The organism is Planifilum fulgidum (assembly GCF_900113175.1).
GTDB lineage: Bacteria > Bacillota > Bacilli > Thermoactinomycetales > DSM-44946 > Planifilum > Planifilum fulgidum.
Window position 1 is genome coordinate 11,884 of the sequence record NZ_FOOK01000037.1, and the last position, 18,632, is coordinate 30,515.

The following is an 18,632-nucleotide window of genomic DNA, read 5'->3' on the forward strand; positions in this document are numbered from 1 at the left end:
ACGAAGGATGTCTTCGATCAAAGATACCGCCGCCTTTGCACATCGAGGTAACTTTCCTCCCGAGCCCTGAGATAAAGGTGCGGCTTTCCCCAAAACAGGCCACACCTCCTTCCGGAAACCGGGCCTCGATCTCCAAGGACCGCAATCCCCGGCTCCATCTCTCGAAGATCCGGGTGCTTCCTGATCGCCGCATCCCGATCGCCGCATCCCGATCGCCGCATCCCGATCGCCGCGAAGGATCTTCGCCGCCCGGAGGGAGCGTGCCGCCGGGCGGAAGCAGATCGCATCGAAGGAAATCCCCCCACATCCGCTCCGCCGGACATTCCGCCTGCCTGACGCCCTTTTCCGTCAGGGCAAATCACTACTTCCCCGGCCCATTCTCCCCATTCCACTCGGCTTGACCGTGCCACGTCAGGTACAACCAACCGCCTTTACCCGCCCCAAGGCGAAAATCAACATCATGACAAACATGCCGAAAAAGGCAGGATAAGATCCAACCCGCACGGCCTGCGCGGGCAAAAATCGGTTCCCTTCCGGGACTTTTTGATTCGCAACCAAAAACAGGCTGACGCCCGCGCAGCGCGGGCGTCAGCCTGCGAAAAAACCGATCAACAAAAGTCATCCCAACAGGGTCAACAGCAGCGCCTTCTGGGCGTGCAGGCGGTTCTCCGCCTGGTCGAACACCACCGACCGGGGTCCGTCAATCACTTCTTCGGACACCTCCAGTCCGCGGTATGCGGGAAGGCAGTGCAGGAACAGGGCATCCCCCTTGGCGCGGGACATCAGGTTCGCATCGACCTGGAAGCCCTGAAAATCACGGATTCTCCGCTCCTTTTCCTCCTCCTGGCCCATGCTGGCCCACACGTCGGTGTACACGGCGTCCGCGCCGCGGACCGCCGCCTCCGGATCGTGGAAAAAGCTCAGCCTGGCTCCGGTGGTCTGCGCGATCTGATTGGCTTCGGCGACCACCCCCGGATCCGGCTCGTAGCCGGGTGGCGTCGCCACCGCCAGGTGCATGCCCGCGGCCGCCGCGGCGTGGAGAAGGGAGTGCAGCACATTGTTGCCGTCGCCCACATAGGCCAGCTTCAGCCCCGCAAGCCGCCCCTTCTTCTCCCGCAGGGTCAGCAGGTCGGCCAGGGCCTGGCAGGGATGGAAGAGGTCGGTGAGGCCGTTGATCACCGGAACGGTGGCGTGGCGGGCCAGCTCGACGACAGTGGCATGGGCATGGGTGCGGATGAGGATGCCGTCCACGTATCGGGACAGGGTGCGCGCCGTGTCCGCAAGGGTTTCCCCTCTCCCCAGCTGCAGCTCGTTTCGGCTGAGGGAGAGGGCGTGTCCGCCCAGTTGGATCATCCCGGCTTCAAAGGAAACCCGCGTCCGCGTGGAGGGTTTGTCGAAGATCATCGCCAGGGTTTTTCCGGCGAGGGGTGCCGCCCCTTCCGCCGCACCCCTTTTTTTCTTCAGCTCCTCGGCCAAGTCGAGCAGGGCTTCCACTTCCGCCGGGGACACGTCCCCCAACGACAAAAAGTCCCGCCCCCGAAGGGGGTTCAACCACGGTTTGGGCTGCAACGCGCTCATCGCATCATCCGCTCCTTTCGATTGATGGCCTGGAGAGGAAGAAGGGGGGATGCATGCCCCCGATCCGCTTCCTGGGTTCGGATCACCCAGCGAAAGGTGTCCACGGAAGTGAAACAGGGAACCTGCCATCCGAGGCAGGCTTGGCGGAGGCGGAAGCCGCCGCGCCGGGCGTCTCCGCCGCTGCCGGGGACGTTCAGCACCACCTTCGCCCCCTCTTTCCGAAGCCATTTGCTCCACTCATCCAGTTTCAGCTCCTCGACGGAAGCCCCCCAGCGCGCACGGATCCAGCGGGCCGTGCCGGGAGTGGCGCACAGGGAGACTCCCCACCGCAGCAAAGCCGGTACGATTCCTTCCAGATCCGGTTTCGCCTTGTCGGCGACGGAAAGCCCCACCGACACCCCCGGTCCGAGGCGGGGCAGGGGGGAACCGGCCACGGACGGCAACACCTTGGCCACCGCCTCTTCCGGCGTTTCGCCCAGCCCGAGCACTTCACCGGTCGATTTCATGGACGGCCCCAGGGCGGGATCGACTCCGGGCAATTTGGCCGCCGAAAACACGGGGCCCTTGGCCGCAAAGATCTCCGGCGGAGGCAGCAGCCCCGTCGGCGCAAAGGAGCGGAGGGACTCGCCCAGCTGCACCCGGGTGGCCCAGCCGATCATCGGCACGCCCATCACCTTGCTGACGACGGGGACCGTGCGCGAAGCCCGCGGATTCACCTCCAGGCAGTACACCTCGTCTCCCCGTACGATAAACTGGATGTTGAGCAAGCCCCGATGGGGGAGCGCCCGGGCGATCCGACGCGTGTACTCGGCGATCGCTTCCTTCTGACTGGCCGTCAGATCCAGGGCGGGAAGGAGGGAGATGCTGTCGCCGGAGTGAACCCCCGCCCGCTCCACGTGTTGGATCAGAACGGGGATCGTCACGTCCCGGCCGTCGGTGACGGCGTCCACCTCCACTTCCATTCCCTCGAGGAAGCGGTCCAGCAGGAGGGGAAAGGCCTTCTCCGAGAGGGAATAGGCATCGAAGGCGTCCATCACCTCCGCCAGCTCCTCCCGGCTGTGCACCACCTGCATTCCCTGCCCCCCGATGACGAAGGAGGGGCGAAGAAGCAGGGGGTAACCCAGCCGGTCGGCCAGGGGCAACACCTCGTCGCGGGTGGAGGCGGTCGCGCCCGGGATGTGCGGGATGTCCAGCTTCAGGAGCAGCTCCGTAAACCGCCTCCGGTCCTCCACCGCGGCGGCCACTTCGGCGGAGGTGCCCAGGACGGGAAGGCCCGCCTCCTCCAATCCCCTGATCAGATTCACCGCCGTCTGTCCCCCGTACTGGACGAGGATTCCCTCCACCCGCTCCTTCCGGGCGATGTGATAAACATCCTCCACGGTGAGGGGATCGAAGTAGAGCCGATCCGCGGTGGAGTAATCGGTGCTGACCGTCTCCGGGTTGTTGTTGACGACAATGGAGTAAATGCCCATCTCCCTGAGCGCCTTGGCGGCGTGAACCGAACAGTAGTCGAACTCGATCCCCTGGCCGATGCGGATCGGACCCGAACCGAGGACGAGGACGCGGCGGTCGGCAGCGGCCGGTTCCACCTCGTCCTCCCCCTTCCAGGTGGAGTAGAAATACGGCGTCTCGGCGATGAATTCGCCGGCGCAGGTGTCCACCCACTTGTAGGCGGGACCGCGCCCGATCTCCTCCCAGCGCCTTCGCACCTCGCTCTCCGGAACACCGTAGAGGCGGGACAGATGGGCATCGGCCACTCCCCACTCCTTGGCCCGCACCAGGAGGGACTCGGGCGCCGTCTCCCAGGTGTGTTCCGCCAGCTCCTCCTCCAGGCGGACCATCGAGCGGATCTTGTGCAGGAAAAAGGGGGCGATGCCGGTCATCCGGCCCACATCCTCCAGCTCCCATCCCCGGCGGAAAGCCTCCGCCAGGAGAAACAGCCGCTCATCGTCGGGACGCCGCAGGCGGTCCGCCAGCAGTTCGTCGGAAAGCTTCCGGGCGAAGGGTTGAAGCAGGGAGAACCGACCCATGTCCAGGGAACGAATCGCCTTGTACAGGGCCGATTCCAGATTGCGCCCCAGGGCCATCACTTCCCCGGTGGCCTTCATCTGGGTCCCCAGCTTTCGATCGCCCCGGGGAAAGCGGTCAAAGGGCCAGCGGGGGAGCTTCACGACCACGTAATCGAGGGCGGGTTCAAAGCTGGCATAGGTGTGGCCGGTCACCGGATTGAGACACTCGTCGAGGCGATAGCCGATGGCCAGTTTCGCCGCCAGGCGGGCAATGGGATAACCCGTCGCCTTGGAGGCCAGGGCGCTGGACCGGCTCACCCGGGGATTCACTTCGATGATGACGTATTCGTCGGTTTCCGGATGCACGGCAAACTGGATGTTGCATCCCCCGACCACCTTCAGGGCGCGGATCACTTTGCAGGAGACGGAGCGGAGGCGTTGAACCATCCGGTCGGAAAGGGTCTGCGTCGGCGCCACCACCATGCTGTCCCCGGTGTGAACGCCGACGGGATCGATATTCTCCATGTTGCAGACGGTGATGCAGGTGTCGGCGCCATCCCGCATCACCTCGTACTCGATCTCCTTCCAGCCGAGAATGCTTTTCTCCACGAGCACCTGCCGGATCGGGCTTGCGGCCAATCCCCGCCGGGCGATCTCCCGCAGGGAAGCCTCGTCCTCCGCAATGCCCCCTCCGAAACCGCCCAGCGTGTAAGCCGGACGCACCACCACGGGGTAGCCGATCCCTCCGGCGAACCGGACCGCCTCCTCCACCGTCGACACGGTGGCGCTTTCCGGCACCGGCTCCCCGATCGCCTTCATCATCCGCTTGAAGGCTTCCCGGTCCTCTCCGCGCCGAATCGTCTCCACGGGGGTTCCCAGCAGTTTCACGCCGAAGGCGTCCAGCACGCCCCGCTCCTTCAGCTCCACGGCCAGGTTGAGTCCGGTCTGCCCGCCCATCGTGGCCAGCAGCCCCTCCGGCCGCTCCCTTTCGATGATCCGGGTCAGCACGTCGGCGGTGAGGGGTTCCGTATATACGACATCGGCCACCTCTTCGTCGGTCATGATCGTGGCGGGATTGTTGTTCACCAGAATCACCCGGATCCCCTCCTCGCGCAGCGCGAGACAGGCCTGGGTCCCGGAATAGTCGAATTCGGCGGCCTGACCGATCACAATCGGCCCCGACCCGATCACCAGAACGCTTTTCAGTCCCGGGTTGGGATCACCCGACGATTCGCTTGAGGGAAAGGTGGAATCAACCATGTACCTGCACCTTCTTCCTAGCCAAGACTAGCGAAGCAAACCGGTCAAACAGGGGGTTCGCCTCCGTCGGTCCGGGACGGGCTTCGGGATGGAACTGCACTCCCATCACGGGGTATTTCCGGTGGGCGATGCCTTCCACCGTCCCGTCGTTGACGTGCCGGTGCGTCACCTCCCACTCCCCGGGATCCAGCGAATCCTCCCGGACCGCGTAACCGTGGTTCTGCGAGGTGATCCAGACCCGGCCCGTGGCGCATTCCCGCACCGGGTGGTTGCTGCCCCGATGGCCGTAAGGCAGCCTCTCCGTATCCCCGCCCAGGGCGAGCGCCAACAGCTGATGTCCCAGGCAGATTCCCAGGGTGGGAATTTGCCTGATCAGGGGAACCCATCCCGGCAGAAAGGGTTTCAGCGCCTGGGGGTCCCCCGGACCGTTGGAGAGAAGCAGTCCGTCCGGTTTCAACTCCCGGATTTTCTCCGGCGCCCAGTGGTACGGAACCACCGTCACGGAAAACCCCGATCGGCGGAGGGCGCGGATGATGGACGCCTTGGCTCCCAAATCGATCACCACGATATGGGGGGCGCCTGCCTCACCGGGAAAATGGAGGGGCTTCTCCGTCGCGGCCCGGCTCACCCACTCCAGCGAGCGCGGATCGGGCCAATCTCCGAGGGGGGGACGGGGAGAAGCGGAGATCACCCCCCGCACCAATCCCCGGTCCCGCACCCGCTTCGCGACGGCCCGGGTGTCCACTCCCACTATGGCAGGCACCCCCTGCTTGGAAAGCCACTCGCCCAGAGATCCCCCCGGACCGTCGTACACTTCGCTCATCACCGCGCCGGCGCACAGGGGACGCCTTCCTTCGCTTTCCCCCGGAATCACCCCGTAGTTGCCGATCAGGGGGTAGGTGAAGGTGATCACCTGACCCGCATAGGAGGGATCGGTCAGGGTCTCCTGGTATCCGGTCATGCCGGTGGTAAAAACCACCTCCCCCCGGGTCTCCACCGGCCGTCCCAGCCACTGGCCCGGAAACACCTCGCCCGTGTCCAATACCAGGTAGGCCCTCATCGCCCCGCCACCCCCAGCGCTTCCACGGAATCGGACAAAATCTCCACGGCCCGGTCGACCATCTCCTCCGTCACGATCAGCGGAGGAAGCAGGCGGACGACCCGGGGGCCGGCCGGCAGCACCAACAGTCCCCGCTCCCGGGCGCGGCGGATCACTGGCGCCGCCTCTTCCGCAAGTTCAATTCCGACCATCAATCCCAGGCCCCGGACCTCCTTCACGGAAGGATGGCCCTTGAGATGGTCCCGCAGGGAGGCAAGCAGGCGCTCCCCCTGCACCCGGACGTTTTCCAGCAGCTCCGGACGGCGGATTTCCCGCAAAACGGCCCGGGCGGCGGCCATCGCCACCGGGTTTCCCCCGAAGGTGCTGGCATGGCTGCCGGGACCGAACACGAGGGCGAGATCGGGCCGGGCCATCATGGCGCCGACGGGGATGCCGTTGCCCAGCCCCTTGGCCAAAGTGACCACGTCCGGCGTCACGCCGTACCGCTCGAAGGCGAAGAGCGATCCGGTGCGCCCCATCCCCGTCTGCACCTCGTCCACGATGAACAGGATCTCCCGTTCCTTGCAAAAACGGGACAGCTCCGCAACGAAGGCCGGATCGGCGGGACGGACCCCGCCCTCTCCCTGGACCAGCTCCATCATCACCGCCGCGGCGTGATCATCGGCCGCCCGCTTCACCGCCTCCAGGTCCCCGAAGGGGACGGTGACAAAGCCCTCCGGCAGGGGAGCGAAACCCTTTTTCACTTTCTCCTGTCCGGTGGCGGTCAGGGTGGCCAGGGTGCGTCCATGGAAGGAGCCCTCAAAGGTGATGATCTTCGGCCGCTCGATTTCCCGCCGTTCCCGGGCCGCCTTGCGGGCCAGCTTGATCGCCGCCTCATTGGCCTCCGCCCCGCTGTTGCAGAAGAAGACGGCGCCGAGCCCGCTCGCCTCCGTCAGGACGGAGGCCACTTCCTCCTGAAGCGGGATGTGAAACAGGTTGGAGACGTGCCACAGGGTTTCCAGCTGCCTTTGAACCGCCTCCGTCACCCGGGGATGGCAATGGCCCAGATTGCAGACGGCCAGGCCCGAGGTGAAATCCAGCCAGCACCGGCCCGCCTCGTCCCAGAGCCAGGCCCCTTCGCCCCTGGCCGCCCGGATATCATACCGTTGGTATGTGGGAAACAACATGATCGGCTCCCTCCTCCTGAACGATGCGCGTTCCGTTCCACCCATCCTCCTCCGTTCCGTCCAGGGAAATCGGTTTTTCCCCGTCGACAATGAGCACTTCCTGAACCGGCCCCTTAAGGCAGGAGAGCGCCGCCGACACCTTGGGAAGCATTCCTCCGCTGATCTTGCCGCTTTGGATCAAACCGCGGACCACGGCGGGCGTCACGGTGCGGAGCACGCCCTCCTTTTTCTCCGGAGAAGCATAGATCCCGGGAACATCGGTCACCATCACCATCCGGGACGCGCCCAGGGCCCGGGCGATGGCGCCGGCCGCGGTGTCGGCGTTGACGTTGTATATCTGTCCGGCTTCGTCGACGCCCAGGGAGGCGACCACCGGCATCCATCCCTTCTCCAGCAGGGAGGAAAGGAGATCCGCCCCCACGCCGGTCACTTCCCCCACATAACCGAGAGAGGGGTCCTTCTGCCGGACCTGAATCAGCCTTCCGTCCACCCCCGAAAGGCCGACGGCGGAGGCGCCGGCGCCTTGAAGCCGCGCCGCCAGATCCTTGTTGACCAGGCCGGCCAAGGCCATCTGCACCCATGACAGCGTCTCCGCATCCGTCACCCGGAGCCCCCGGACAAAACGGGGACGGATCCCCGAACGCTCCAGCAGCCGGTTGATCACCGGACCGCCGCCGTGGACCACCGTCACCCGAACGCCGCGCTTATTAAGAGAAACACACGCTTCATAAAAGCTGGGATGAAGCCGTTCCAGCACGCTGCCCCCGATCTTTATGACCACACTCGGCACGTCCGCCACTCCTTCTCCTCCGATTCGGCCCTTCGTCTCAGGTGCGGTAACAGGCATTGATCCGAACGTACTCGTACGTGAGATCGCATCCCCAGGCCACCGCTTCATGTTCTCCCTGACGAAGATCGATGAGGAAATTCACTTTCTCCTCCTTCATGCGGGCCTGCACCTGCTCCTCGTCGAAGGCGACGGGCCTGCTTCCCCGCACCACCGGAATGTCCCCGATGTACAGGTCGACGGCATCCGTCCTCACCTCCGGGTCGGAGTAACCGATGGCGCAAAAGACTCTTCCCCAGTTGGCGTCGGCCCCGTAAACCGCCGATTTGACCAGATTGGAACCGGCCACGCCCTTAGCCACCCGCCGCGCCATCTCCCGGGAAGCGGCGCCGGTGACCTTCACTTCCACCAGCCGGGTGGCCCCTTCCCCGTCCCGGGCGATCATCTTGGCCAACTCCCGGGCCACGTGGGCAAACGCCGCCCGGAACGCCGCCCATTCGGGATGATCCGGATGGAGGGGAGAATGGCCGGCCCGTCCGCTGGCCATGGCCAGCACCATGTCATTGGTGCTGCAGTCCCCGTCCACGGTGATCATGTTGAAGGTTTCATCGGTCACTTCCCGGAGCAAATGTTGCAGGTGACGCGGGTCGATCACTGCATCGGTGGTGAGGAAGGCCAGCATCGTGGCCATCCGGGGGTGAATCATTCCGGAGCCCTTGGCCGCCCCGGCGATGCGCACCGGACGTCCCTCCACCCTCAGGACCACCTCGGCCGCCTTGGTGCAGGTGTCGGTGGTCAGGATCGATTCACAAAAGGGGAGATGCCCCTCCTTCCCCACCTCCTTCACCAACCGGCCCAGCCCTTCCACCATGCGGTCCATCGGCAGGAACTCCCCGATCACGCCGGTGGAGGCCACGGCGACCCGGTGTTCGGGAATGCCGAGCAATCCGGCCGCCTCCCTGCGCGTCTTCAGGGCATCCTCCCATCCCCTTTCGCCCGTGCACGCATTGGCATTGCCGCTGTTGACCACGACGGCCTGCAGTTTTCCCTCCACCGCCAAACTGTCCCGGGTCACCTTCAGGGGGGCGGCCTGAAAGGCGTTCATGGTGTAGACCGCCGCGGCGGAGGCGGGAACCTCGCAGAAGATCATGCCCAGATCCCGTTTTTTCCTTTTCAGACCCGCGTGCACCCCCCCGGCGACAAACCCGGAAGGGGAAGTCACCGACGGCTCCGCCACGACCTCAAAGCCCGTTTCCGCGGCAATCGCCTGCGTCCCCTGCCCGTTCATGCTCCTCTCCCTCTCTTTTCCTGTATTTGTCCGTTACGGATAGAGGGGAAGCCCCTCCAGCCCCGCCGTCTCGTCCCAACCCATGCGCAGGTTGAGGTTTTGGACGGCCTGGCCGGCGGCTCCCTTGACCAGATTGTCGATGACCGACATGACGATGACCCGGCCGGTCCGCTCGTCCAGATGGACGGCCAGATCGCAATAGTTGCTCCCCTGGACCTGTTTCGTCCCCGGCCAATCGTTCTCCGGCCGGATTCTCACAAAGGGAGCCGCCTGATAAATCCCGCGGTACATCTCCTCCAGCCGGCGGCGGGTCCATCCTTCCGCCGCGCGGGCCGTCAGGGTGATGAGAATTCCCCTGTTCATCGGCACCAGATGGGGAATGAAGGTGACGCGAACCGGGCTCCCCCACGCCTCCGAGGCGTACCGTTCGATCTCCGGGGTGTGTTGGTGGGCATCCACCCGGTACGGACGCAGATTCTCGTTGACTTCGCAGAAGAGCGTGTTCAGCTTCAGCCCTCTCCCCGCGCCGGACACGCCCGACTTGGCATCGATCACGATCGTGTCCGGATCGATGGCCCGTTCCCTCAGAAGGGGAATCAGCGCCAGGAGTGAGGCGGTGGGATAACAACCCGGATTGGAGATGAGCGAAGCGCTCCGGATTTGTTCCGCGTACCATTCCGACAATCCGTAAACCGCCCGTTCCAGCCAGTCCCCGGGAGCGGGCTCCCGACCGTACCACCGCCTGTACGCCTCACCCGTCAAGCGGAAATCGCCGGACAGGTCGATGCACACCTTTCCCCGCTCCGCAAACCGGGGCGCCCACCGGCTGCTGACGCCGGGAGGGGTGGCGAAAAAGATCACCTCCCCCGCCTCGCACAGGCGGTCCGGGTCCAGCTCCTCCAGGGTCTCCTCCATGTGGGACAGATGCGGATAAACCGCCCTGAGCGGCTCACGAGGCTGCGAGGAGGAGACCAGGGCGCCGATCCGGGCCTCGGGATGGTTCTCAAGGAGTCGGATCAGCTCCACCCCTCCGTACCCTGTCGACCCGATCACCACGGTGTTCACTTCCCACTCTCACTCCTTTGGAGATCGGTTTGTAACATTATACATATTGAATTATATTTATTCAATCCCCATTTTTCACCTCAATTCACAACCGTCCCGATTTTGGAGCGGACTTTCCTCCTTTGGAGCCTCCGTGGCTTGCTTGTTTTCAAGCAGATAACCGGAACCGCCGTTCCCGGGCGCTCAACGCCGAAAAGGCCCTGTCGAACGGGGAAGGGAAGCGGTGGAAAGCGCGATCGGGGCGGAAGCGAAAAAAAACGCCGATCGAAAACGGCGCCGCTTGTTGCCGGCGGTTTTATCGGAGGGACCTTCACTCCGCGAAGTTCAAAGGGGGATATACAGGAAAGAAGCAAGCGGCGGCTTTTTCGGAGATGTCTTTTTTCCGCGGGACGGGAGGCGTTGTCGCGGCTCCGGCTGATTTCGGCCCTTAACGGGGGCGCGCAAAGGAGAAGCGGAGACGGGATCAACGCCGCCTGGAAAGCGCAGGGGATGGAGCCGGCGATCCTGGACCCGTTCCCGGGCCTGTATCGGCGTCATGATCGACGATCGGGTGACCAGGGGAACGGAGGAGGCCCACCGCCTCCTCCTTCTCCATGGCAACGCGGATCTCCGCTTGACGGAACCGGGCTATGAGATCGGATGGATCCCCAGGGGCGGCACCGCCGGTTTGTCGCCGAAAAACAGGCGATCGAGCGGAAGATGGCACGTCGAAAAAGACGAGGGTGAAACCGGCTCCGGAGGTTCAGCAGGTCCTGCGGGAGTCCGTATCCAGCGAATGAAACAGCGCCGTCGATCCGGCCCGGTGGATCGCCCGAGGCGGGGGGCCGGGAGATCAGATTGCCGTAGGCTGGCGCAAACCGCTACGGGAGCGCCCCGTCCCCGGAAGACGAGGGGATGCCCTCCTTGCCCCTTTTCAAAGGGAGGAGCCGGATTTCGCGATCTCCCCTTTTTCTCCGGGGGAATGAGGGGAGGCGGCTTGTTCCCTTGTTGGCGGCTGGACCGGCACCGTTGATTTTCCGGCGAACCATCAAGGCCAGCCGGCATGGAACAAAAAAAGACTGTCGACTTTCTGTCGACAGTCTTTCCGAATCCTTTCATCCCGTCACTTCTGTTCCGCCAGCCACGCGGACAGGGATTCCCGCTCGGCGTCGGAGAGCTGGGTTTGCGCCGGCATCTGCCCCTTGCCGTTCTTGATGATGTCATCGATCTCTTCCTTGGAATACTTCGATCCGGTGTTGGTCAAGGCCGGGCCGAAACCTCCCTCCAGGTTGGCGCCGTGACAGCTGGCGCAATTGTTGTCATAAACCGCCTTGACCTCGGCGTCCACCGCCGCCCCGTCGCCGGCATCCGGTGCTGTTTCTTCCTGGGCGGGGGTTTCCCCCTGGTCAGAGGGTTGCGTTTCCTGATCCGTGCCTCCGCCGCAACCGGTCAAAACCCACAACAGGGCACCTCCGACCAACATGCGCTTCCACCATCGATTGCTCATGGCGAACCTCCCGTAAGCATTCATTGTCCACGGAGGTGATCCGGCCTTCTCGGATAGCTGGAACCGGGGGCCGTTTTTTCCCGCGGCTTTTCCATCAGTTGCCGCCGGTCCTTTGATTCTTCCGCTCTGCGGCTTCCCTTTTGTTCAGCCATATTGCCCCTCCCGTTTAAGTGGGTCCCTCCGTCTTCTCCCGGGATCGGACGAGGGGTTTTGATGATTATGATAAACCAAGGAGACGGGGGTTATGCATCCCGTCCCTTTTCCTCCCCGGAGCCGCCCTCATCAGCCCGGTCCGCCTCCCCGGCCCGGTCGGCATCGACGGCGGACGGATCCCCTTCGGTTTTCCGTTCCTCTTTTTGGGCAAAGCTGAATTTTTTCCTCGGCCTTCGCTTCAGGGCCAACGGCTCATCGAAGGAGACGTCGCTCGAATCGGCGAACAGCTTGTCCAGCTCCGCCACCTCGCGGCTCCGCTTTTTTGTCGTGATCACCGTCAAAACGATCAGCAGTGCGATGATCGAAACCAAAGCCACCCATACAAAGGCGGGCACCATCTCCATCAGCTCTACCACCGCTTGAACGGCAATCATTTGATGACCCCCTCCATTCTCTCTTTAAGCAGGTTTATGAAATCAGGAATGCAGTGACCCTGCCGCATCGAACGAACTTTTCGATGGGAAGGTTCCCAGAAAACCTTTTCCACAAATGGTTATATTCCCTTTTTTTCGCGGTCCACACCCACAAAAAAGAACCGGCCGGACCGGACCGGTCGGTTGCAAGGCGTGTATTCAATTTTTATTTATTTGCCGCGGAAACGGGGCGCCCGCTTCTCAAGGAACGCATCCATCCCCTCGATGCGGTCTTCGGTGTCGAAAGAGAGCCCAAAGAAAGCGGCTTCCAGGCGCAGACCGCTCTGAAGATCCGTTTCCGTTCCCTGGTTGATCGCTTTTTTGATGTATTTCATGGCAATCGGGGCCTTTTGGGCCAAACGTTCCGCCAGTTTGCGGGCCTCTTCCAGCAGCTGGTCGTGGGGAACCACCTTTTGCACCAGTCCCAGCCGGAGCGCCTCTTCGGCGGTGATCATCTCCCCCGTCAGGCACAGGTATTTGGCGGTTGTCTTCCCCACCAGCCGCGCGAGGCGCTGCGTGCCCCCGTAGCCGGGGATCACTCCCAGATTCACTTCCGGCTGACCGAAGCGGGCCTTATCGGAAGCGATCAATATGTCCCCGCTCATCGCCAGTTCACACCCTCCCCCGAGGGCATAACCGTTCACCGCCATGATGACGGGCTTGTCGAGCTCCTCGATCCGCGAAAAGAGAGCCTGCCCCCGGGCGGCCAGCCGCTCACCCTCCCAAGAGGAGGGAATCTGCCGCAATTCCCCGATATCGGCTCCGGCCACAAAGGCCTTGTCCCCGGCCCCGGTGATGATCAGGGCGCGGACCGTTTCATCTTCCTCCGCCCGCCCGACAGCCTGTTCCAGTTCCTCCAGGGTCTCCCGGTTCAGAGCGTTCAACACCTTGGGGCGCTGTATGGTGATTTGGGCCCAGCCATCCCCCTGCTCCCACGCGATGTTTTTCCACTCCATCGGACTCACCACCCCGTCGCTTCTCTTTCGCCGCTTAGCGTTCCTTTTCCTTCGGCGCATTGATCCGCTTCCTGAGGTACGCGTCGATGAACACGTCGATTTCTCCGTCCATGACCGCCTGAACGTTCCCCACTTCCACCTGCGTCCGGTGGTCCTTCACCATGCTGTAGGGGTGGAACACGTAAGAGCGGATCTGGTTGCCCCAGCCGATCTCCGTCTGTTCCCCCTGCAGTTCGGCCAATTCCTTTTTCCGCTCCTCCATCATCCGTTCGTGCAGGCGGGCCTTCAGGATCTTCATCGCCCGCTCCCGGTTTTGGATCTGGGAACGCTCCGACTGGCAGGTGACGACGATCCCCGTGGGAAGATGCGTGATCCGCACGGCGGAATCGGTGGTGTTGACGTGTTGTCCGCCGGCTCCGCTGGAACGGTACGTGTCGATCTTCAGGTCTTCCGCTTTGATCTCCACCTCGACATCGTCATCCACTTCCGGCATCACGTTGGCCGACACAAAGGAGGTGTGGCGGCGGCCCGAGGAATCGAAGGGGGATATGCGCACCAGACGGTGAACCCCCTTTTCCGCCTTGAGGTAGCCGTAGGCGTTGTGCCCCTTGATGAGCAGGGTGACGCTTTTCAACCCCGCCTCTTCACCCGGGAGGTAATCCAGGGTCTCCACCTTGAAGCCCTTTCGTTCCGCCCAGCGGGTGTACATCCGGAGGAGCATGGAGGCCCAATCCTGGGATTCCGTGCCGCCGGCCCCCGGGTGGAGTTCCAAAATGGCGTTGTTTTTGTCATAGGGCTCATTGAGGAGCAGGTTCAGTTCGAACTCATTCAGTTTTTCCTTCAGGGACTGGATGCCTTCCTTCAGTTCGGGGAGGAGGGACTCGTCCTGCTCCTCGGCGATGAGCTCCAGCATCAGCTCCAGCTCCTCCTGAGACTCCTCCAGCTTGGCCATGGTCTCCACTTGTTCCTTCAGGTGTTTGACTTCATCGATCACCTTCTGGGCTTCCGACTGGTTATCCCAGAAGCCGGGGGTGCTCATCCGCTGTTCCAGCTCTTCAACGCGGGCTTTTTTCTTGCCGACGTCAAAGAGACCCCCTGATGTCCGCCAATTTCTTGGCTGTATTGGTCAATTCATGACGCAGTTCACTCAGTTCCACACATCATCACCTCGGATTTATATTATTCGAAAGGTCCGCTATCCATTATAGCAGACGTTTTCAACCCGTCCGAACCGTCCGGGCGCAACAATGCTTGTACTTTTTGCCGCTGCCGCAGGGACAGGGTTGATTCCGACCCACTTTTTCCCGGCGGACAGGCTGCCGTTTCGGCGCCTCCTCCCGGCTGTGGGGGGAACCTCCGGCGCTGGCCCGTTTGTTGACGGCCACCTCTTCCCGCTCCAGGTTCTCCCCGACGCTGGCCTTCATCACGTATTTGACCACTTCTTCCTGGATTTCGTGGACCATCTGCTCGAACATTTCAAAGCCCTCGAACTGATACTCCCGCAAGGGATTGGTCTGACCGTAGGCGCGCAGATGGATGCCCTGGCGCAACTGGTCCATGGCATCGATGTGGTCCATCCATTTCCGGTCGACGGTCCGCAGGATCACCACCTTGGAAAATTCCTGCATCCGGTCGAAGCCGATCTCCTTCTCCCGCATCTCGTAGTGATGAAGCGTCGCCTTGAACAGTTTGTCGACGATCTCCTTCGGCTCTTCACATTCCTCCAGATCCTCGATTGTGACGGTCCCTTCCGGGAAAAGGGTGGCTTCCGCGAAATCGAGGATCGGCTCCAGGTTCCATTCCTCCGGCAAATCCTTCTCGGGCGCGTGGACCTCCACCACCCGCCGGATCAGTTCCTTGGCCATGTCCAGCACGATGTATTTGAGGTTGTCGCTGAACAGCACCTGCCGCCGCTGCTTGTAGATGATCTCCCGCTGCTGATTCAACACGTCGTCGTATTGAAGCACCCAGCGGCGGGCGTCGAAGTTGATCCCCTCCACCTTTTTCTGGGCGCTTTCGACCGCCCGGCTGAACACGGTGCTTTCAATGGGCATGTCATCTTCCATTTTCTCGTTCATCCACTCGCGGAAGCGGTCCGGGGCGAAACGGCGCATGAGGTCATCCTCCAGGGAGAGGAAAAACTGGGAGGATCCCGGATCTCCCTGCCGGCCGGAGCGGCCGCGCAGCTGGTTGTCGATCCTCCGGCTTTCGTGCCGTTCCGTGCCGATCACGTGAAGGCCGCCCAGTTCCGCCACGCCTTCACCCAGAACGATGTCGGTCCCCCGACCGGCCATGTTGGTGGCGATGGTCACCGCTCCCCGCTGTCCGGCCTGCGCGATGATCTCCGCCTCTTTGGCGTGGTTCTTGGCATTGAGCACCTGGTGGGGGATGCCCCGCTTCTTCAGCATGCGGGAAAGTTTTTCCGATTTCTCGATGGAGACGGTGCCGACCAGCACGGGCTGCCCCTTGGCGTGCCGCCGGATGACCTCCTCCACCACCGCCCGGAACTTGGCCTCTTCGGTGCGGAACAGGACGTCGGGGAGATCTTTCCGGATCATCGGCTTGTGGGTGGGAATCTGCACCACGTTCATGCCGTAGATCTTGCGGAACTCCTCTTCCTCCGTCTTGGCGGTGCCGGTCATGCCCGCCAGCTTTTTATAGAGCCGGAAGTAATTCTGCAGGGTGATCGTGGCCAGCGTCATGCTCTCCCGCTGCACCTGCAGCCCTTCCTTCGCCTCGATCGCCTGGTGCAGTCCGTCGCTGTACCTGCGGCCGTGCATCAAGCGCCCGGTGAACTCGTCGACGATCACCACCCCGTCCTCGTTCACCACGTAATCCCGGTCCCTCTTCATCAGCACATGGGCCTTCAGCGCCTGCTGGACGTGGTGGTTGACGGTGATGTTCCGGACATCATACAAATTGTCAACGCCGAGGAAGGATTCCGCCTTGTCGACGCCCGACTCGGTCAGGGTGACGGTCCGCGTCTTCTCGTCGATGGTGTAGTCGTCCCCGGGCTTCAGCCGGCGAACCAACTGATCCGCCTTGTAGTAAAGGTCCGTCGCCTTGTTGGCCTGCCCGCTGATGATCAGGGGCGTCCGGGCTTCGTCGATCAGGATGCTGTCCACTTCATCCACGATGGCGAAATGGAGCTCCCTCTGGACGATTTGCTCCGGATAGAGAACCATGTTGTCCCGGAGGTAGTCAAAGCCGAACTCGTTGTTCGTGCCGAAGGTGATGTCCGCCCGGTAGGCCGCCCGTTTTTCCTCCGGCGTCATCCCGCTTTCGTTCAGACCGACGGTCATGCCGAGAAATTCGAACACTTGGCCCATCCATTCCCGGTCGCGGCGGGCCAGATAGTCGTTGACCGTCACCACGTGAACCCCTTTTCCGGTCAAAGCGTTCAAGTAGGCGGGAAGGGTGGCGACCAGGGTTTTCCCCTCTCCGGTCTTCATCTCGGCGATATCCCCGTTGTGAAGCACGATTCCGCCGACCAGCTGGACATAAAAGTGGCGCATGCCCAACACCCGTTTGGCCGCCTCCCGAACGACGGCGTAGGCTTCGGGCAGCAGGTCGTCCAGGGTTTCCCCCTTCTCGAGGCGATGCTTGAATTCCTCCGTCTTTCCCCTCAACTCGGCGTCGGACAGGGCCGCCACCGACGGTTCCAACGCTTCGATCTGGTCAGCGATCTTATAGCATTTTTTCAGCTGCCGTTCGTTGGAGTCGAGCAATTGCCGAATCGCTCTGAACACACTGTCATCCCCTTCCGCTCAAGAAGGTCTATGGCAAAGGCGGCGGGAAAATTCCCGCCGCCCGCTGGATCGCACAGGCTTGAACGGGCCGCCGGAGCCCTTCCCTCGCCATATCCCGAAGACCTGTCGAAAAGCTCCCCAACCGGCGGGGATTCGGCACCCCCCGACCGGGCGGCCGTCACGACGCAACTTCGGTGCATGATCAACATTAATGATAACATATTTTTGCAACCCTGCAAAAAATCATAGCCGCGAAGGTCCGATCAGAAAACCCCCCTCCGCGTCCGTCGCGCCTCCAGGCGCCTTGACGAAGGGCGGCGCCCGTGGGCGACATGGCCGGAACGGGCAAAGGCGTTTTCAAAATAGTTGAACGGGATAACGACAAAGATGGTTGCAACCGGAAAGCTCCCCTTTGCCCTCCCCCCTTCAAAGTGGCGACTTTCAGGACCTTGCCGCCTGAAGGCGGAAAGGTCGGAAAAGGGGCGGACAAAAAAAAGACCGGGCACCCCGGTCGGATCCTTTCTATTTACCGGCTCCCTCCCCGCTTTTTTCCGATGGCGGAGGCGCAAGCGAAGGGGCCGTTCATTCGGGCTCAATCAGCCCGTACCGGCCGTCACGACGCCGGTACACCACATTGACCCGATTGGTGTCGGCATTGGAGAAAACGAAGAAATTATGTCCCAACATGTCCATCTGCAGGATCGCTTCCTCGACGTCCATCGGCTTCAGGCTGAACCGTTTGATCCTCACCACTTCCGGGGCATCCTCTTCCACTTCCGCCTCCCCGTTGTGGGCGTCCGGATCTTTCCATTGCGAACGGAGGCCGCCTTCTTGACGGAACTTGCGGTTGATCTTCGTCTTGTATTTGCGAATCTGGCGCTCCAGTTTTTCCACGACCAAATCCAGCGAAGCGTACATGTCATCACTGGCTTCTTCTGCCCGAACCAAAACCCCCGGGAGCGGAATGGTCACTTCCACCTTGTGCTCATCCCGCTGAACGGCAAGGCGCACATTGACGGCCGACTCCAGAGGGGTGTCAAAATACCGTTCCAGCCTGCTCAATTTCTTTTCGGCATATTCCCGGAGCGCAGGGGTCACCTCAAGATTGTTACCGCGAATGTTGAACTTCACAGCGATTCTCCCTTCGCGTCATTCTAGCCTGATCCTTTCACCTATTCATTTCCCTTCCCTCCGCTGAACAAAACGCTTGTTCAATATGAAACAATATTCCATTCAATTCCTTTTGATTCCGACAAAAAAAACGACCCCCCTCTTCTGGTCAAGCCCCAAAAATGTAGACACGTAAAAACACCCGGCTTATGCGGCGTGCTGACGCCTGTATTCTACAGGCGTCAGCTTGTTTAATTTCAGTTGAAGCCGCTCCTCGTTGTAAAAACGAATATACCTTTGAATTAGGATTTGAGCCTGCTCAGTATCTTGGATATGATGGTGTTGGAGAGCTTCTGTCTTTAAGTGGGAGAAGAAGCTCTCGATTGGGGCATTGTCCAAGCAATTGCCTCTTCTTGACATGCTGGATCTGAGGCCAAACTGAGCTAGCATGTGATGGTAGTCATGGGACGTGTACTGGAAACCACGGTCACT

The 18,632-nt window shown here is 62.2% G+C and carries 14 protein-coding genes; all 14 read right to left on the reverse strand.

Annotated features, from left to right (window positions below; genetic code table 11):
- Nucleotides 1-618: 618 nt before the first annotated feature.
- Nucleotides 619-1,578 (reverse strand): ornithine carbamoyltransferase, encoded by a 960-nt coding sequence (gene argF / locus BM063_RS15290; protein WP_092040999.1) that lies wholly within the window; start codon nt 1,576-1,578, stop codon nt 619-621.
- Nucleotides 1,575-4,847: a carbamoyl-phosphate synthase (glutamine-hydrolyzing) large subunit gene (gene carB / locus BM063_RS15295; RefSeq protein WP_092041002.1), complete on the reverse strand. Its 3,273-nt coding sequence runs from the start codon at nt 4,845-4,847 to the stop codon at nt 1,575-1,577. Before carB ends, argF begins: the two co-directional genes overlap by 4 nt.
- The gene (locus BM063_RS15300) at nt 4,840-5,907 is read right to left on the reverse strand and encodes a carbamoyl phosphate synthase small subunit (RefSeq protein ID WP_092041005.1); all 1,068 of its coding nucleotides are present in this window, start codon (nt 5,905-5,907) and stop codon (nt 4,840-4,842) included. Before BM063_RS15300 ends, carB begins: the two co-directional genes overlap by 8 nt.
- A complete protein-coding gene (locus BM063_RS15305) occupies nt 5,904-7,073 on the reverse strand; it encodes an acetylornithine transaminase (protein WP_092041008.1) in 1,170 nt (389 codons plus the stop codon). The genes BM063_RS15300 and BM063_RS15305 overlap by 4 nt, the downstream gene beginning before the upstream one ends.
- The gene (gene argB / locus BM063_RS15310) at nt 7,045-7,872 is read right to left on the reverse strand and encodes an acetylglutamate kinase (protein WP_245752304.1); all 828 of its coding nucleotides are present in this window, start codon (nt 7,870-7,872) and stop codon (nt 7,045-7,047) included. The genes BM063_RS15305 and argB overlap by 29 nt, the downstream gene beginning before the upstream one ends.
- A gap of 28 nt (nt 7,873-7,900) precedes the next feature.
- Entirely contained in the window at nt 7,901-9,148 is a 1,248-nt protein-coding gene (gene argJ, locus BM063_RS15315) for a bifunctional glutamate N-acetyltransferase/amino-acid acetyltransferase ArgJ (RefSeq protein WP_092041014.1), read from the reverse strand.
- A 33-nt stretch (nt 9,149-9,181) separates the two neighbouring features.
- Entirely contained in the window at nt 9,182-10,213 is a 1,032-nt protein-coding gene (argC, locus tag BM063_RS15320) for an N-acetyl-gamma-glutamyl-phosphate reductase (protein ID WP_092041017.1), read from the reverse strand.
- Nucleotides 10,214-11,315: 1,102 nt separating this feature from the next.
- Nucleotides 11,316-11,699, reverse strand: a complete 384-nt coding sequence (locus tag BM063_RS15330) for a c-type cytochrome (RefSeq protein ID WP_245752305.1) — start codon at nt 11,697-11,699, stop codon at nt 11,316-11,318.
- 242 nt (nt 11,700-11,941) lie between these two features.
- Nucleotides 11,942-12,286 carry a hypothetical protein gene (locus BM063_RS15335; RefSeq protein ID WP_092041023.1) on the reverse strand — a complete coding sequence of 115 codons (345 nt, stop codon included), beginning with the start codon at nt 12,284-12,286 and terminating at the stop codon, nt 11,942-11,944.
- Between the two features lie 209 nt (nt 12,287-12,495).
- Complete coding sequence (locus BM063_RS15340) at nt 12,496-13,281, reverse strand: enoyl-CoA hydratase-related protein (protein ID WP_092041026.1); 786 nt, start codon at nt 13,279-13,281, stop codon at nt 12,496-12,498.
- Between the two features lie 34 nt (nt 13,282-13,315).
- Nucleotides 13,316-14,438 (reverse strand): peptide chain release factor 2 gene (gene prfB, locus BM063_RS15345; RefSeq protein WP_143085395.1). Its coding sequence is split into 2 segments (ribosomal slippage): nt 13,316-14,365 and nt 14,367-14,438, totalling 1,122 coding nucleotides; the frame shifts between segments, so codons are not numbered across the junction.
- Nucleotides 14,439-14,498: 60 nt separating this feature from the next.
- Nucleotides 14,499-17,030, reverse strand: coding sequence for a preprotein translocase subunit SecA (gene secA, locus BM063_RS15350; protein ID WP_092041031.1), 2,532 nt, complete (start codon nt 17,028-17,030; stop codon nt 14,499-14,501).
- 582 nt (nt 17,031-17,612) lie between these two features.
- Nucleotides 17,613-18,161, reverse strand: a complete 549-nt coding sequence (gene hpf, locus BM063_RS15360; RefSeq protein ID WP_092041036.1) for a ribosome hibernation-promoting factor, HPF/YfiA family — start codon at nt 18,159-18,161, stop codon at nt 17,613-17,615.
- Between the two features lie 186 nt (nt 18,162-18,347).
- Entirely contained in the window at nt 18,348-18,590 is a 243-nt protein-coding gene (locus tag BM063_RS15365; protein ID WP_092040967.1) for an IS3 family transposase, read from the reverse strand.
- Nucleotides 18,591-18,632: the final 42 nt, after the last annotated feature.

What these genes read in the sequence shown, in the direction of transcription:
- argF (WP_092040999.1), bottom strand. Translation starts at nt 1,578, where the DNA reads ATGAGCGCGTTGCAGCCCAAACCGTGGTTGAACCCCCTTCGGGGGCGG.
- BM063_RS15305 (WP_092041008.1), bottom strand. Translation starts at nt 7,073, where the DNA reads ATGTTGTTTCCCACATACCAACGGTATGATATCCGGGCGGCCAGGGGC.
- BM063_RS15340 (WP_092041026.1), bottom strand. Translation starts at nt 13,281, where the DNA reads ATGGAGTGGAAAAACATCGCGTGGGAGCAGGGGGATGGCTGGGCCCAA.
- carB (WP_092041002.1), bottom strand. Translation starts at nt 4,847, where the DNA reads ATGGTTGATTCCACCTTTCCCTCAAGCGAATCGTCGGGTGATCCCAAC.
- argJ (WP_092041014.1), bottom strand. Translation starts at nt 9,148, where the DNA reads ATGAACGGGCAGGGGACGCAGGCGATTGCCGCGGAAACGGGCTTTGAG.
- BM063_RS15335 (WP_092041023.1), bottom strand. Translation starts at nt 12,286, where the DNA reads ATGATTGCCGTTCAAGCGGTGGTAGAGCTGATGGAGATGGTGCCCGCC.
- BM063_RS15365 (WP_092040967.1), bottom strand. Translation starts at nt 18,590, where the DNA reads ATGCTAGCTCAGTTTGGCCTCAGATCCAGCATGTCAAGAAGAGGCAAT.
- BM063_RS15300 (WP_092041005.1), bottom strand. Translation starts at nt 5,907, where the DNA reads ATGAGGGCCTACCTGGTATTGGACACGGGCGAGGTGTTTCCGGGCCAG.
- BM063_RS15330 (WP_245752305.1), bottom strand. Translation starts at nt 11,699, where the DNA reads ATGAGCAATCGATGGTGGAAGCGCATGTTGGTCGGAGGTGCCCTGTTG.